This window comes from Kribbella sp. ALI-6-A, assembly GCF_001984195.1.
Taxonomy (GTDB): domain Bacteria; phylum Actinomycetota; class Actinomycetes; order Propionibacteriales; family Kribbellaceae; genus Kribbella.
The window spans coordinates 135,987-151,162 of sequence record NZ_MTQN01000011.1; the positions used below are offsets into that span (position 1 = coordinate 135,987).

Below are 15,176 nucleotides of genomic sequence, written 5' to 3' on the forward strand. Positions count from 1 at the left end.
CGAGCACGCGGCTCCTCCTGCTCGCCGAGCCGGCGGCCGGGACACATCCGGCGGGCCGGCGCCGGTTGTCCGTACGGCGTCGTAGGGTTGGCGCGATTGGGCCGGGTCGCTGCCGCGCATCGTGGCGGGGACCGGGGACAATGGCGCTGCCGCCCGACCGCCGCGGCACGTAACAGCCGGCATCACCGAGGAGTACACAGACCCGCATGGCACGCCGTTCCAGCACCACCGCCGAACCGGAGGACTTCGAGGAGCGCATCCTCGACGTCGACGTCTCCGACGAGATGCGCACCAGCTTCCTGGAGTACGCCTACTCGGTGATCTACTCCCGGGCGCTGCCGGACGCCCGGGACGGCCTGAAGCCGGTGCAGCGGCGGATCCTGTTCTCGATGGCGGAGAACAACATCCGCCCCGACCGCGGGCACGTGAAGTCGGCCCGCGTCGTCGGTGAGGTGATGGGTAAGTACCACCCGCACGGTGACGGCGCGATCTACGACGCCCTGGTCCGGACCGCGCAGCCGTGGTCGATGCGGGTCCCGCTGATCGACGGCCACGGAAACTTCGGCTCGCTCGACGACGGCCCGGCCGCGATGCGTTACACCGAGTGCCGGATGGCGCCCTCGGCGCTGGCGATGACCGACGGTCTCGACGAGGACGTCGTCGACTTCAAGCCCAACTACGACGGCCGCGAGGAAGAGCCGTCGGTGCTGCCGGCCGCCTTCCCGAACCTGCTGGTCAACGGCGCCGCCGGCATCGCGGTCGGCATGGCGACCAACATGGCGCCGCACAACCTGGTCGAGGTGATCCAGGCGCTGCGGCACCTGATCAAGCACCCGAACGCCGGCCTCGACGACCTGATGCGCTTCATTCCCGGCCCCGACCTGCCCACCGGCGGCAAGATCGTCGGCCTGGAAGGCATCAAGGACGCCTACGCGGCGGGCCGCGGCAGCTTCAAGATGCGGGCCACCGCCCGGATCGAGAACGTCACCCCCCGGCGCAAGGGCATCGTGGTCACCGAGCTGCCGTACACGGTCGGCCCGGAGAAGGTGATCGAGAAGATCAAGACCCTGGTCCAGGCCAAGAAGCTGCAGGGCATCGCCGACGTCAAGGACCTGACCGACCGCAGCCACGGCACCCGGCTGGTGATCGAGGTCAAGAACGGCTTCGTGCCCGAGGCGCTGCTGGAGCAGCTCTACAAGCTGACCCCGCTGGAGGACTCGTTCTCGATCAACGCGGTCTGCCTGGTCGACGGCCAGCCCCGCACGCTCGGCCTGCGCGAGCTGCTGGACGTCTACCTGCAGCACCGCTTCGACGTGACCCGGCGGCGCAGCGAGTTCCGCCGCAAGAAGGCGCAGGACCGGCTGCACATCGTCGACGGTCTGCTGATCGCGATCCTGGACATCGACGAGGTGATCCAGATCATCCGCACCAGCGACGACGCGAGCGCCGCGCGGACCCGGCTGATCGACATCTACGACCTGTCCGAGGTCCAGGCCAACTACATCCTGGACATGCCGCTGCGCCGGCTGACCAAGTTCAGCAAGCTGGAGCTGGAGACCGAGAAGGCCGAGCTCGAGCGCGAGATCGAGAAGCTGACCGCGATCCTCGAGGACGAGACGCTGCTGCGCAAGATCGTCTCCGAGGAACTGGCCGACATCGCCAAGACCTACGGCACCCCGCGCCGCACGGTGTTGCTGGAGTCGTCGGGCGCGGCCAAGACCGCCGCCGTACCGCTCGAGGTCACCGACGACCCGTGCTGGGTGCTGATGAGCTCGACCGGTCTGCTCGCCCGGACCAACGGCGTCGAGCCGTTCGGACCAGGTGACAGCCGCGCCAAGCACGACGCGATCGTGTCGGCGATCAAGAGCACCGCCCGCGGCCAGTACGGGCTGGTCACCAGCGCCGGCCGGCTGATCCGGCTGGAGTCGCTCGACCTTCCCGCCGTCCCGACCACGGCCAGCGCGCCGAACCTCCAGGGCGGCGCGCCGATCGCCGAGTTCGTCGAGCTGGAGCCGGGAGAGCGCGCTCTCGCGCTCACCACGCTGGACCCGGAGTCCGTCGGCCTCGCTGTCGGTACGGCGACCGGCGTGGTCAAGCGCGTCGTCCCCGACCACCTGAGCAACCGCGACTCGTGGGAGATCATCCGGCTCGCCGACGGCGACGAGGTGGTCGGCGCGGTCGAGCTGGCCACCGGCGAGGAGGAGCTCTGCTTCATCGCCAGCGACGCGCAACTGCTGCACTTCAACGCCTCGGTCGTGCGTCCCCAGGGCCGTACGGCGGGCGGTATGGCCGGCATCCGGTTGTCGGCCGGAGCGAAGGTCGTCTACTTCGGCGCGGTCGACGCCGCCCGCGAGGCGCACGTCGTCACGATCGCCGGCTCCTCCTCGGCGCTGCCGGGCACGGAGGTCGGCGCGGTCAAGGTGACGCCGTTCAGCGAGTACCCGGCCAAGGGCCGCGGCACCGGTGGTGTGCGCTGCCAGCGGCTGCTCAAGGGCGAGGACGGGCTGCTGTTCGGCTTCGTCGGCACGGCGCCGGTGAAGGCCAGCGCGACCAGCGGCGCGCCGGTGGACCTGCCGCCGATCGACCCGCGGCGCGACGGTTCCGGCGTACCGGTGGCGCAGCCGATCGCTGCCTGCGCCCCGGACCTGGCAGGCTGAGGTCATGAACAGACTGGTCGCGGTCGGCGCGGTGCTGGTGCTCGCCCTGACCGGCTGTACGGACAACAAGGACAGCGACGGCGACGGCAAGAAGGGCGACGACCCGGTCGCGCTGCTGACCGAGGTCAAGAAGACGATCGACGAAGCGGCCAGCGTGCACGTCGTCCTGGCCGGCCGTGACCTGCCCGACACCGCCCAGACGCTGGCCAACGGGGACGGCGTCGCGACCCACGCTCCGGCGTTCAAGGGCAAGCTGACCGTGCGGGCCGCGGGGTCGCCGATCGACGCCGAGGTGGTCGCGGTCGGCGGCAAGGTCTACGCCAAGCTGCCGTTCACGCCGAAGTTCATCGAGCTGCCGCCGGAGCAACTGGCCGGTCTCGGCGCGCCCGACCCGGCGATCCTGCTCGACCCGGACAAGGGCGTCACCTCGGTGCTGCCGACGTTGAAGGACCCGGCGATCAAGGGCGAGACGCGGGACGGCTCGAAGGTGCTGACCGAGGTCACCGGCGCGGTCCAGGGCAAGACGCTGCAGGGCATCTTCCCGAAGGCGCCGGCCGATCAGGACTTCCCGAGCACGTTCAAGATCGACAAGGACACCAAGCAGTTGGTGTCGGCAACGATCACCGGTCCGTTCTACGACGGCGCGACCAGCAGCTACGACCTCACCCTGGACCGGTACGGCGAGCAGGTCGAGATCACCAAGCCGTGAGCCGAGCGAGCCACGCCCCGGCCCAGGAGCACGGGTGAGCGGGCGGCCCGAGCCCGTACCCCGCCCCTCCACAGGCACGGGCGCGGCCGGGCATCCGCGAGCCCGTCTCACCCTCGCTTCGATCGCGGTCGCGTTCGCCGCGGCCGACACCTACGTCGTCGTGCTCGCGCTGCCGGACATGATGGCGGGCGTCGGGCTGTCCGCGGACCAGCTGCAACGGGCCGCGCCGATCGTGTCCGGCTTCCTGCTCGGCTACATCGCGGTGCTGCCCCTGATCGGGCGGATCACCGACGTCGTCGGCCGGACGCCGGTCCTGGTCGGCGCGCTCCTGCTGTTCGCCGTCGGCTCGCTGATCACCGCGGCGGCGTACGACCTCTCACTCGTCGTCACCGGCCGTTTCCTGCAAGGCATCGGCGGCGGTGGACTCGTCCCGGCGACGCTCGCTCTCGTCGCCGACCTCTGGCCACCTGACCGACGCGGACTCCCGCTCGGCGTGGTCGGCGCCGTTCAGGAGCTCGGATCGGTTCTCGGCCCGCTGCTCGGCGCCGCCGTACTGGCTGTCGCCGACTGGCGCTGGATCTTCTGGCTCAACCTGATCGTCGCGGTCGTTCTCGCGATCCTGCTGCGCGGCCGGCAACGACCACCGGTGTCAGCGGCCGTCGGGTTGCTCGCCTGCATCGCGCTCGGGCTCACGCTGACCGCGCCAGAGCGACTGGCGACCGGCGTGACGCTCGGGCTGCCGTTCGTTCCCTTCACCGGCGACTCGAGGCTGCTCACGCCGATCGGCCTGATCACCGCACTCCTGCTGCTCGCGTGGCTCGCACTCCTCCTCCGGAAGACCAACCTCCGCGCGCTCACCCAGATCGACCTGACCGGCGCACTGCTTCTCGCCCTCGCCCTGGCCGGCGTCGTACTGGCTTTCGCCACCGCCGACCCCGAGCGCGAGGTCCTCTCCCCCGCCGGCCCGTGGCTGCTCGTCGGAGCGGCAGTCTTCGCCGTGGCCTTCGCACTCTGGCAGCGCCGTACGCCGCGTGCGATCGTCCCCGTCGGTCTGCTCCGCGACAAGGCGGCCTGGGGATCTTTGGTGGTCAGCTTCCTCGTCGGCGCCGCTCTGATCGCGGCCCTCGTCGACATCCCCGTCTTCGCCCGTACGACGCAAGGCGGCGGCCAGCTCGCCGCCGCGCTCGTCCTGCTCCGGTTCCTGGTCGCGCTGCCGATCGGCGCGGTCGTCGGCGGCTGGCTGACCCGCCGCTACGGCCTCGGGCTGATCACCGCCGCGGGGCTGGCGCTGGCCGGCGCGATGTTCGCCTTGATGGCGTTCTGGGACCGCGACGCGCTCGACACCGCACCCGCGACGCTCGTGCTGCTCGGCTGCGGGTTCGGCTTCGGCCTCGCCCTGTCGCCGGTCAACACGGCGATGCTCGGCGCCACCCCGCACGACAGCCACGGACTCGTCAGCGCACTGGTCGTCGTTGCCCGGATGGTCGGGATGCTGGTCGGCGTCTCGGCCCTCACCGCGATCGGCCTCCGCCGGTACTACGCGCTGGCCGAGGACGTCCCCTCCCCGAACGAGCTGTGCCCGGCCAGTCCCGGCACCTGCCGGCCGTTCGTCGACGCGCTGCGCGAGGCGGCGATTTCACAACTGCACACGATCTTCGCCGGGGCCGCGGTCTGCGCGTTCGCGGCCGCCGTACTGGCGGTGGTGCTGCTCGGACGGCGGCGCGCTGTCCGCGGGTGACGACCGTCATGGGGATCCGGTCCCGGCTCGCGTAACGTTGAGCACTGTGAGTGCACCCTTACTCGGTCGGCCGGAGCTCTGCTCGACGATCTGCCGGGAACTGGACGAACCGATGCCCGGCACGGCCGTGATGGCCGCCGGCTGGGTCGTGGTCGAGCAGCCGGGGCCCTGGGGTGCCAAGGCGCCCACTCAGAGTCACCTGGATCCCGAGTTCGGCCGCCGGATCGACGGCGCGTGCAAGAAGGCGGACCTGCGGTTCGGTCTGATCCGCAGCCCCGGCAAGCACGCCGACGCCGTACCGCGCGCTCATCAGGTGTACGTCGCCAGCACCGCCCCGGGTCGCACCTGGCTGCTCGGCGGCTGCGTCGACGACCCGGCCAGGCTCGACGCGCTCGACCTGGACGCGGTCAAGCGCGGTGATCTGGACGCGGCCCAGGCCTCGCTGCCTGAGCTCTCACCGGTCACGCAGTCCGTGCTGCTCGTCTGCACCAACGGCAAACGCGACGAGTGCTGCGCACTGCTCGGCCGGCCGATCGTGGCCGGTCTGGCCACCCGTTTTCCCGGGCGGGTCTGGGAATCGAACCACCTGAGCGGTCACCGATTCTCCCCGACCGCTACGCTGCTGCCCGCGGGGACGATGCACGGCCGCCTGACAGTGACGTCGGCGACCGACGTACTGGACGCCGCGGACCGCGGCGAAACCGTGGTGGCGTCACTGCGTGGACGGTCCGCCTGGACCAAGCGCGGCCAAGTCGCCGAGATCGCGGTGCGGCACCTCACTGGCGAGGTGGCGCTGGACGCGCTCGGTGTCGTCGCGGAAGACCTCGACACCGTCACCGTCGCTCACACCGACGGCCGGACCTGGCTGGTCCCGGTGACGAGCGAACCTGCCGATCCTCCCCGCCCGGAGTCTTGTGGAAAGGAGCCTTACGACATGTCGATCCTGCGTGCCGGCACCGTAGTTCCGGGTGATGCCCGATGAGCGCCGACGTCTCCCCACCGGTCACCGGCTTCGAGGATCTGCTCGCGGCCAACGCCGACTACGCCGACCACTTCGCCTACAGCGGCTTCGACGGCATCGCCCACGCCGGGGTCGGCGTGGTCACCTGCATGGATTCGCGGATCCCCCCGCTGGAGATGCTCGGGCTCAAGCCCGGTGACGCGAAGGTGCTGCGCAGTGCCGGCGGCCGGGTCACCGAGCTGACGATGACCGGGCTGGTGCTCGGCGTCCACCTGCTCGGCGTCCGGCGGATCATGGTCATCCCGCACACCCGCTGCGCGATGGCCTCGATGACCGAGGACGAGATGCGCGCCAAGGTCGAGAAGGCGGCCGGCAAGTCGGCGGCGTACCTGCCGCTGAACGTCATCCCCGACCAGCTCGAAGCCCTGCGCCGCGACGTCGCCGGCGTCCGCGAGCACCCGCTGATCAGCGACGACGTGCTCGTCGGCGGATTCATGTACGACGTCGACACGGGCCGCCTGACCCAGATCTGCTGACCGCCTGTGACACGCGAGGAGCAGGCCGGGGGGCCGGCCGTCACCAGCCTGCCCCCCGTCGCGCTGCGACCGTTGCGTCTGGGCACCCTGCGTCCGGCGGGCTGGCTGCGGGCGCGGATGCGGCAGCAGGCCGAAGGGATGGCCGGGCGGCTGGACGAGTTCTGGCCGGACGTCGCCCGCAGCGGCTGGATCGGCGGTGACGCCGAAGGCTGGGAGCGCGGGCCGTACTGGCTGGACGGTGTCACCGGGATCGCCTACCTGCTGGACGACGACCGGCTGAAGCGCAAGGTCGAGCGCTGGGTCGACTATCTGCTGGACCACCAGCACCCTGACGGCTGGTTCGGGCCGCGGACGGGTGAGGCGACCTACGCCGATCACGACGTCTGGCCGCGGATCGTCGTGGTCAAGGCGCTGTTGCAGCACCACTCGGCCACCAGCGACCCTCGCGTCGTACCGGCCTGCCTACGGTTCCTGCGCTGCCTGGACACCGTGCTCGACGAGTGGCCGCTGCGGGAGTGGGCGCGATCCCGGTGGACCGACGCGGTCTGGGTGATCAACCAGCTGCACGACCTGACCGGCGAGGCATGGTTGTTGCCGGTGGCAGCCAAGTGCCGGGAGCAGGGATACGACTGGTTCGCCTTCGCCGACGACCTGCCGTACCGCGAGAAGGTGCCGGAAGCAACGTTGCTCGCGCTGCAGGCGGCGAATGCCGGCGACTGGATGAACGACGAGTACCTCGCCTCGCACGGCGTCAACGTCGCGATGGGACTGAAGGCGATGCCGGTCTGGTCCCGGTACGACGGTGAGCCGGACCAGCTGGACCGGCTGCTGCGGATGATCGCCGCGCTCGACGAGTACCACGGGCAGGCGAGCGGGCTGTACAGCTGCGACGAGCACCTCGCGGGGCGGCACCCGAGCCAGGGCACCGAGACGTGCACGGTCGTCGAGTACCTTGCCTCGCTCGAGGTGGCCCTGGAGAACTGGGGCCCGGTCGAGCCGCTCGCGGCCCGGCTGGAGAAGCTCGCGTTCAACGCGCTGCCCGCCGGCGTGGGTCCTGACGAGTGGACGCACCAGTACGTGCAGCAGGCCAACCAGGTGATCTGCCACGTCACCGAGGACCGGGTCTACACGAACAACGATCCGGACGCGAACGTCTTCGGTCTCGAACCGCACTTCGGCTGCTGCACCGCGAACCGCCACCAAGGCTGGCCGCGGTACACCGCCCACTTGTGGATGGAAGCCGCGGACGGTGGGCTGACCGCGCTCTCCTACGCGCCGTGCGTACTGGAGACCGGCGACCTGCGCGTCGAGGTCGGTGGCGGCTATCCGTTCACCGACGAGGTCGAGCTCCGCGTGACCGGGCCGTCGTCGCGGCCGCTGCAGCTCAGAATTCCGGGCTGGGCGACCGGCGCGACGCTCACGGTCGACGGCGGACCCGCCGACCCGCTCGTGCCGGGCGACGTGCACGTCGTGCGCCGCGAATGGTCGGGAGAACACCTTCTTCGCCTGCGGCTGCCCGCCCGCGTGCGCGCTGTTCCTCGCGGACAGAGCGCCGTCTCGGTCGAGCGCGGACCCCTGGTGTTCGCTCTCCCCGTCCCTGAGCAGTGGCGCAAGATCGGCGGGGAGGAGCCGCACGCGACCTGGGAGGTGCACCCGACCGGGCCCTGGAACTACTCGGTCGCGCTGCCACCGGGCGACGTCACGGAGTACGTGCGGGTGGAGCAGACGCCGCCTGACGATCTGCCGTACTCCCCCGCCACCGCGCCGACCAGGCTGCACGTCACCGGCCGCCGCGTCGAGTGGGGTCTGGAACACGGCGCCGCGGCGGCCCCGCCAACCGGTCCTGCCGACTCGTCGGCCGACGTCGAGAATTTGGTGCTCATCCCCTACGGCTGCACCAACCTGCGAGTCACGGAACTTCCGTGGACCACACCACCCGGCAGTCAGGCATGATCGCGCGATCGTGCTCAGCGGCTCAGCCACTCAGGACGACCTTGCCGGTGTCCAGCTCGTAGTACGCGCCGACCAGGGTCAGCTTGCCGGCCTTCTCCAGCGGGCCGAGCACCGGCGACTCGCGCAGCTGGGCGATCACCAGGCCGATGTTCGCGTGCACCGCGTTGTCGAGGCGGTTGCCCGGCTTGCCGGACACCTGCCGGACGGCCGGCGCGAGTGTGTCGACCAGGTGGTCGATCTCGCCCGCGTGCGCCCCCGTTCGGTGGCTGTCCAGCGCCTTGATCGTGGCGTCGAGCGCACCACACCGTTGATGCCCGAGCACCATCAGCAACGGCGTGTGCAGTTCGGCGACCCCGAACTCCAGGCTGCCGGTGACCGATTGGTCCAGGGCCTGACCCGCGCTGCGCACCACGACCAGGTCGCCGAGCCCGCGGTCGAAGACCAGCTCCACCGGCACCCGCGAGTCGACGCAACCGAGCACGGTCGCGAACGGCTGCTGACTCTTGCTGACGGCAACTCTGCGGTTCAGGCCCTCGTCGATCGGTTCGGTGCGGTTGGCAACGAATCGTTCGTTGCCCTCCAGCAGGCGCCGCAGCGCCTGGTCGCCGGTGGTGATCGGCGGTTCGACCGCAGGCGCAGCGTTCGGCGGGGTCGCCGGGGTGCCACTGGTGGGGCCGGCTTCGCTGGGACCGGCCAAGGTTGGAGCCGCGCCGGAATCCTGGCACGCGGTCAGGACGGTGGCGCCCAGGCTCGCGCCGAGCGTGGCGGTCACCGCGGTGGTCAGGAACCGGCGACGGGTGGGTCCGGGCGGAATGCTCACGGGATTTCTCCTCACGGGGGCTGCGGGTGGGGCGACGCCGCCTTCCGAAAGTAACGCATTGCATACTGTCTGCAATACCGCGACAGCCCAGGAACTCCGGCCGGACCGGCCGGAACCTGATAGGAACTCCTTATGAGACTCCGCCCAAGCTCTCTTTCCCGCTCGCTGCTCGTCGGCGCCCTGGCGCTCAGCACCGTCCTGACCGCCACGCCCGCGCCCGCCGCCGTCGCCGTCCGGACCACCTGCTTCGATCCAGCCGTCACCGGCACCGTCGAGGAACAACGCCTCGACAACGGGATCGCCGGCGGCCCGTCGGTCCCCGCCCAGATCCTGGCCCGGTCCGGCTTCGACAAGCAGGTCACCCTGTTCAACCACCTGCTCTGCGCGGCGCCGAACAAGCTGGCCGCCCGGCTCATCGTCCGCGCCCAGGCCGAAGCACTCTGGCGTACGGCGACCCACCGCGCCCAGCGCCCGCAGACCGCGCCCGCGCTGCCCGCCACCGACGACCGCGGTCTGTACTGGGCCCGCATCTCGATGGCCCTGGCGCTGCGCCAGTGGCAACCGTCGTTCGGCCTCAGTACGGCGGACCGCGCCGAGCTGATCCGCAGCCTGGAGTACTCCTCGCGCGGCATCACCAGCACCCGGTTCTCGCCGGGCGTCCGCAAGATCCTGGTCACCGGGTTCGACCCGTTCACGCTCGACGCGGACATCCGGATCGGCAACCCGTCCGGCGCGAACGCGCTCTCCCTGGACGGACAGCGCTGGCGCGTCGGCGGTACGACGTACGAGATCCAGACGGTGGTCTTCCCGGTGCGCTACACCGACTTCGACGAGAACATGGTCGAGAACGCGCTCTCCCCGCATTACCGGCCGGGCCCGCAGCACGCCGACCTGGTGATGACCGCGAGCCAGGGCCGGGTCGGGATCTTCGACCTCGAGGTGTTCAACGGCCGGCGCCGCTCGGTCAGCTCGATCGGCGACAACAACAACCTGTGGGGCGGCGGCACGATCAACGCGCCGGTCGTCTCCCCGAGCATGCCCCCGGGACCGGAGTGGCTGACCACCAGCCTGCCGACCGCCCGGATGGCGCAGGCCGACGTCACGCCGTTCCGCACCCGGGTGAACACGTCGGTCCTGGAGATCCCCGCCGGTGAAACGCTCCCGGTCCGCCGGCCGCTCGGCCCGACCGAGGGCTCGATCGCCTCCGAAGGCGCCGGCGGCGGCTACCTGTCCAACGAGGTCGCCTACCGCAACACCCTGCAACGCGACCTGCTCGATCCCCTGATGCCGGCCGGCCACCTGCACGTCCCGGTCCTCCAGTTCGACGTCGCGAACAAGACCGAGATCACCGACCCGACGTACGAGGCCAACCGCGACGCCATCGTCCGCGGCGCCCACACGATGCTGCGCAGGGCCCTGGGCTGACCGCCTGAGGCCCGGGCGGCGGCTCCGGAGGGATGGTCACGCGGGAACAGCACGAACTCTCAGTGCCCTGCTGGTGACAACGGGGCATATCCCCGCGACGATGGCCTTCGCCCCACCGGCGCCCCGCCCGGTGCCCTGCGGAGAGGAACGCGGCCATGCGACGACCAACACTTCGAGGGCCAGGGGCCCTCCTCGCTTTCGCCGGCCTGATCGCGGCGATGTCCGGCACCGGTACGCCGGCCGGCGCCGATCAGCCGGACCCGGGATCACTCGCCCAGCTCATGTCGCAGTCGGCCGGCGCGTCCGTGGCCGACCCGACCGGTGCAACCAGCCGGGACGTCGACTACCGCACCGGGAGTTCGGCGCCGACGACCAGTCAGCGCCAGCAGGCCGCACGGACAGCGACCGGCGTACGGTGGAACCGGTTCGGCACTCCTGCGACGCTGGTGCCTACTCCGGCCGCGCAACCGAGAGCGGCCGCCTCGGCCGACCCGGTACAGGTCGCTCGCGACTACCTCACCCGCAACGCCGAGTTGTTCCGGATGTCAGCCGACGCTGTCCGGGCGATGGACGTTCAGCTGAAGCAGCCGATGGGCAAGGGCTCGATCGTTTTGCTCCGCCAGCGCTTCGGATCGCTGCCGGCCGCCAACGAAGGACTCGTCTCGCTCGGAATCAGCGCCGGCCAGGTGGTGTACGTGTCGTCCACCCTCAGCCCGGAAGCATCCGCCCCACCCGCACCGGCCACCCTCGGCGAGGCCGACGCGCTGGCCGCCGCGGCAGCGAACGCGGACGTCGCCGTCGACCAACTGGCCATCTCGCGGGTCCGGCTGGCCGCGTTGCCGATGCCGTCGGGCGGTGCGCGGACGGCGTACCAGGTCGTGCTGATCGGCAAGGAGAAGGCCCACCCCACCGCGTTCACCACGTATGTGGATGCCCGGACCGGTGAGGTGCTGCTGCGGGAGGACCTGGCCGACCAGCACTCCGACAATCCCGAGTGGGACGTGTTCCCGGCCAACCCGCCCGCTGACTACTCCAGCACCGACACCCGCGTCACGTGGTGCCTGATCCAGCGACCGGGCTGCGAGCGCGCCGTCAGTGCGGCCGGCTCCGGTGCCGCCTGGGACATCGATCCGGCGACAGGCGCGCCCAGCCAGACGTCGTCCGGCAACCAGGCGCGCACGACCGAGAAGTGGGACCTGCTGACCAACAACTCCGTCGGGACCCGGACGTCGACGGTCAGCCCGACCCGCGAGTACACCTACCCGTGGACCAATCAGTGGTACGAGAACCGCTGCAATCCCAACGTCTTCGCCACCCCGCAGCAGAACGACGTCGACGCGGCGATGGCCAACCTGTTCGCCAGCCACAACCGGATGCACGACTGGTCCTACCACCTCGGGTTCACCGAGCGGACCTGGAACCTGCAGACGGCCAACGGCACCGCTGGGGGCCTCGGCAACGATCCCGAACTCGGCAACGCCCAGGCCGGCGGCCGGGCCGGTGGCGCGCCGCCGGAGTTCGCGTCCCGCAACAACGCCAACCAGATCACGCCGCCGGACGGCGTCCCGGCGATCACCAACATGTTCTTGTGGCAGCCGGTGGCCGGGGCGTTCTACGCGCCCTGCGTGGACGGCGACTACGACATGTCGGTGATCGGGCACGAGTACGCGCACGCGATCAGTGGCCGGCTGATCGGCGGTCCCGACCGCGGCTGGTCCGGCGACCAGGCGGGGGCGATGAACGAGTCGCACTCCGACCTGTTCGCGATGGAGTACCTGTACAGCTACGGTTTCCGGCCGCGCGGCAACACGCCGTACGTCGTCGGCGGCTACGCCACCGGGGATCTGGTCACCGGCATCCGCAACTACGACATGAGCAGGAGCCCTCTCAACTACAGCAACGTCGCCTACGACCTGGTCGGCGAGCAGGTCCACGCCGACGGTGAGATCTGGAGTGCGACCAGCTTCGACGTCCGCCAGGCCCTGATCGACCGCTACGGAATCGGTACGCCGGCCCAGCAGCGCGCCTGCGCGGACGGCAAGGTCGCTGTGGAAAACTGCCCGGGCAACCGGCGCTGGGTACAGCTGGAGTTCGACGCGCTGCTGCTGTCGGCCGACCCCGCGGTCAGCATGGTCGACCTGCGCAACGCGATGCTGGCGGCCGACCAGATCAGGTTCGGTGGCGTCAACGCGCCGCTGCTGTGGACGGCGTTCGCCCAGCACGGCCTCGGCCGGGACGCGAGCAGCGCCGGGCCGAACGACGAGAACCCGGTGCCGAGCTTCGCCTCGCCGTACGGCCGGAACGCGACCGTCCGGATCGCCGCCGCCGGCCAGGCCTCCGGGCGCCCGATCAAGCTGTACGTCGGCGAGTACGAAGGACGGTCGATGCCGATCGCCGACACCGACCCGGCCACGCCATTGCCGGACACCGCTGAGATCGCCCCCGGCAGCTACAGCTTCATCGCGGCCGGCGAGGGCTTCGGCAGCAAGTCGTTCAGCCTGCGGCTGCGATCCGGTCAGCAGCGCACGCTGCCGCTGGTGCTGCTGCGCAACCTGGCTTCCGGTGCGTCGGGAGCGACCGCGACCGGCGACGGCGTCAACCTGGACCGGCTGATCGACGACACCGAGGCGACCAACTGGGCGTCGCTGGGGTCACCCGTCCAGGGCAAGGCCGTCACCGTCGATCTGGCCGGCGACCGAGCCACGCTGGTCAGCCGGATCCAGGTCAGCGCGCAGCTCCGGCCTCAGATCGCGACGGACCCAGATCCGGTCGCGCAGAACCGGTTCACCGCGCTGCGCCGCTTCGAGGTGCTGTCCTGCAACACCGGCACCGGGTCGGACTGCGCCGACGACGCCGACTACCGGTCGGTCTACACCAGCCCGGCCGACGCGTTCCCGGCGAACGCGCCGCGACCGACCGCGCCGGACCTGAAGCTGCGGTCGTTCCGGATCCGGCCGACCATCGCGACCCACCTGCGTCTGCGGGTGCTGACCAACCAGTGCACCGGCGGGCCGGCGTACGCGGGGAAGCAGCACGACGACCCGCGCTCGACCAGCGACTGCACCACCGGCAACCCGGCCGTCGCCCAGCAGGTCCGGATCGCCGAACTGCAGGCGTTCACGATCTGACCCCGCGCTGATGCGGGTGCCCCCACCGGGGCACCCGCATCAGCCTGCGAGGATCAGCTTGAACGCTTCGAGCACCGACTCCACCTGATGGTCGGCCCTCGGCCCGTCGTGCTCGGTGCCGATCTGGATCGTGCGCATCCCGGCGTTGATCCCACCGAGGATGTCGTACGCCGGGTGGTCTCCGACCATCCAGCCGCCTTCGAGGCGGGCGCCGGTCTGCTCGGCGGCGAGCGCGAAGATCTGGCGGTCGGGCTTGCGGACGCCGGCGCTCTGCGAGATGCAGGCGTGGTCGACGGCCGCGCCGATACCGGTGTGGTCCAGCTTCAGCTGCTGCTGGACGACGCCACCGTTGGTGACGACCGCGACCCGCCAGCCGGCTGCGCGCAGCCTGGCGATCCCGTCCAGGACCTCCGGATCGACCGACGTGAACGACGGGTGCTCCCGGTCGTACTCGGCGACCAGCTCCGCCACGGACCGCTCGACCCCGAACGCCTTCACCCCGGCGAACAGCTCCTCCCGCGGCCTGAATCCACCGTGGTCCTCGGTCAGCAGCCAGGCCAGCGCGTCCGTGTTCAGGCCTTCCTTCTCGACCCACCACTCGGCCCACGCCCGGAACGCGCCGTTGCGATCGATCAACGTGTTGTCGAGATCGAAGGCGACCAGCCGCGGCAGCCTCGGCGGCCGCGGCAGGGACAGCCGCTGCCTCCACACCGGCTTGCGCAGGTCGTACTCCACCTCGCCGTACTCGGTGCCCGGTCCGTCGTGGGACGAGGGGAACGCCCTCGCGAACGACATTCCGAGCGACACCATCGTCGCCCGCGACCCGACGTTCACCGTCAACGTCTGCGCGAAGATCCGGTCCAGCCCGACCTCGTCGAAGCCGTACCGCAGCAGCTCCCGCGACCCCTCGGTCGCATAGCCACGCCCCCACCGATCCCGCAGCAGCCGATACCCGAGCTCGGCCTCACCGGCCACCTTCGGCTGATCAGGCCCGTACGGCGGCCGCAGCAGCCACCACCCGACGAACCCGTCGTCGTCGAACCCGACCCAGAACCCGAGCCCGGGACTCTTCCGCGCGTCCTCGAGCCGCAGCAAGTGCGCGGACTCGACCTGTTCGCGCGGCCTCGCCCGGCCACCCAGGTACCGCATCACCTCGGCATCGGAGTCGAGCAGCACCTCCCACTCCAGGTGCTCGTCGCCCAACGGCACCAGCTCCAGCCGTTCGGTCCGCAAGTTCGGTTGCTCCATC

The 15,176-nt window shown here is 70.9% G+C and carries 10 protein-coding genes; 8 read left to right on the plus strand and 2 right to left on the minus strand.

Annotation, left to right across the window (positions count from 1 at the left end):
- Window positions 1-206 precede the first annotated feature (206 nt).
- The 6 genes from BWI15_RS21225 to BWI15_RS21250 are packed head-to-tail and all read left to right on the plus strand — an operon-like array spanning window position 207 to window position 8,554.
- On the plus strand, window positions 207-2,657 hold the full coding sequence (locus BWI15_RS21225; RefSeq protein WP_077016237.1) for a DNA gyrase/topoisomerase IV subunit A: 2,451 nt from the start codon (window positions 207-209) through the stop codon (window positions 2,655-2,657).
- Window positions 2,658-2,661: 4 nt separating this feature from the next.
- On the plus strand, window positions 2,662-3,366 hold the full coding sequence (locus tag BWI15_RS21230; RefSeq protein ID WP_077016238.1) for an LppX_LprAFG lipoprotein: 705 nt from the start codon (window positions 2,662-2,664) through the stop codon (window positions 3,364-3,366).
- A gap of 34 nt (window positions 3,367-3,400) precedes the next feature.
- The gene (locus BWI15_RS21235) at window positions 3,401-5,104 is read left to right on the plus strand and encodes an MFS transporter (RefSeq protein ID WP_077016239.1); all 1,704 of its coding nucleotides are present in this window, start codon (window positions 3,401-3,403) and stop codon (window positions 5,102-5,104) included.
- A 46-nt stretch (window positions 5,105-5,150) separates the two neighbouring features.
- The gene (locus BWI15_RS21240; protein ID WP_077016240.1) at window positions 5,151-6,086 is read left to right on the plus strand and encodes a sucrase ferredoxin; all 936 of its coding nucleotides are present in this window, start codon (window positions 5,151-5,153) and stop codon (window positions 6,084-6,086) included.
- Entirely contained in the window at window positions 6,083-6,601 is a 519-nt protein-coding gene (locus tag BWI15_RS21245) for a beta-class carbonic anhydrase (protein ID WP_077016241.1), read from the plus strand. The genes BWI15_RS21240 and BWI15_RS21245 overlap by 4 nt, the downstream gene beginning before the upstream one ends.
- 6 nt (window positions 6,602-6,607) lie before the next feature.
- Complete coding sequence (locus BWI15_RS21250) at window positions 6,608-8,554, plus strand: beta-L-arabinofuranosidase domain-containing protein (protein WP_077016242.1); 1,947 nt, start codon at window positions 6,608-6,610, stop codon at window positions 8,552-8,554.
- Window positions 8,555-8,576: 22 nt separating this feature from the next.
- Here the strand turns inward: BWI15_RS21250 and BWI15_RS21255 are convergent, their stop codons facing one another.
- On the minus strand, window positions 8,577-9,374 hold the full coding sequence (locus BWI15_RS21255; protein ID WP_237771392.1) for a carbonic anhydrase: 798 nt from the start codon (window positions 9,372-9,374) through the stop codon (window positions 8,577-8,579).
- A gap of 132 nt (window positions 9,375-9,506) precedes the next feature.
- Here BWI15_RS21255 and BWI15_RS21260 point away from each other — a divergent pair, with 132 nt between their 5' ends.
- Together BWI15_RS21260 and BWI15_RS21265 are read left to right on the plus strand one after the other, a co-directional pair.
- A complete protein-coding gene (locus tag BWI15_RS21260; RefSeq protein WP_077016243.1) occupies window positions 9,507-10,799 on the plus strand; it encodes a hypothetical protein in 1,293 nt (430 codons plus the stop codon).
- 155 nt (window positions 10,800-10,954) lie between these two features.
- Window positions 10,955-13,927: a M36 family metallopeptidase gene (locus BWI15_RS21265; RefSeq protein WP_077016244.1), complete on the plus strand. Its 2,973-nt coding sequence runs from the start codon at window positions 10,955-10,957 to the stop codon at window positions 13,925-13,927.
- A 39-nt stretch (window positions 13,928-13,966) separates the two neighbouring features.
- On the opposite strand, the gene BWI15_RS39850 is transcribed toward BWI15_RS21265, so the two are convergent.
- Window positions 13,967-15,175 carry a GNAT family N-acetyltransferase gene (locus BWI15_RS39850; protein ID WP_202817705.1) on the minus strand — a complete coding sequence of 403 codons (1,209 nt, stop codon included), beginning with the start codon at window positions 15,173-15,175 and terminating at the stop codon, window positions 13,967-13,969.
- Window position 15,176: the final 1 nt, after the last annotated feature.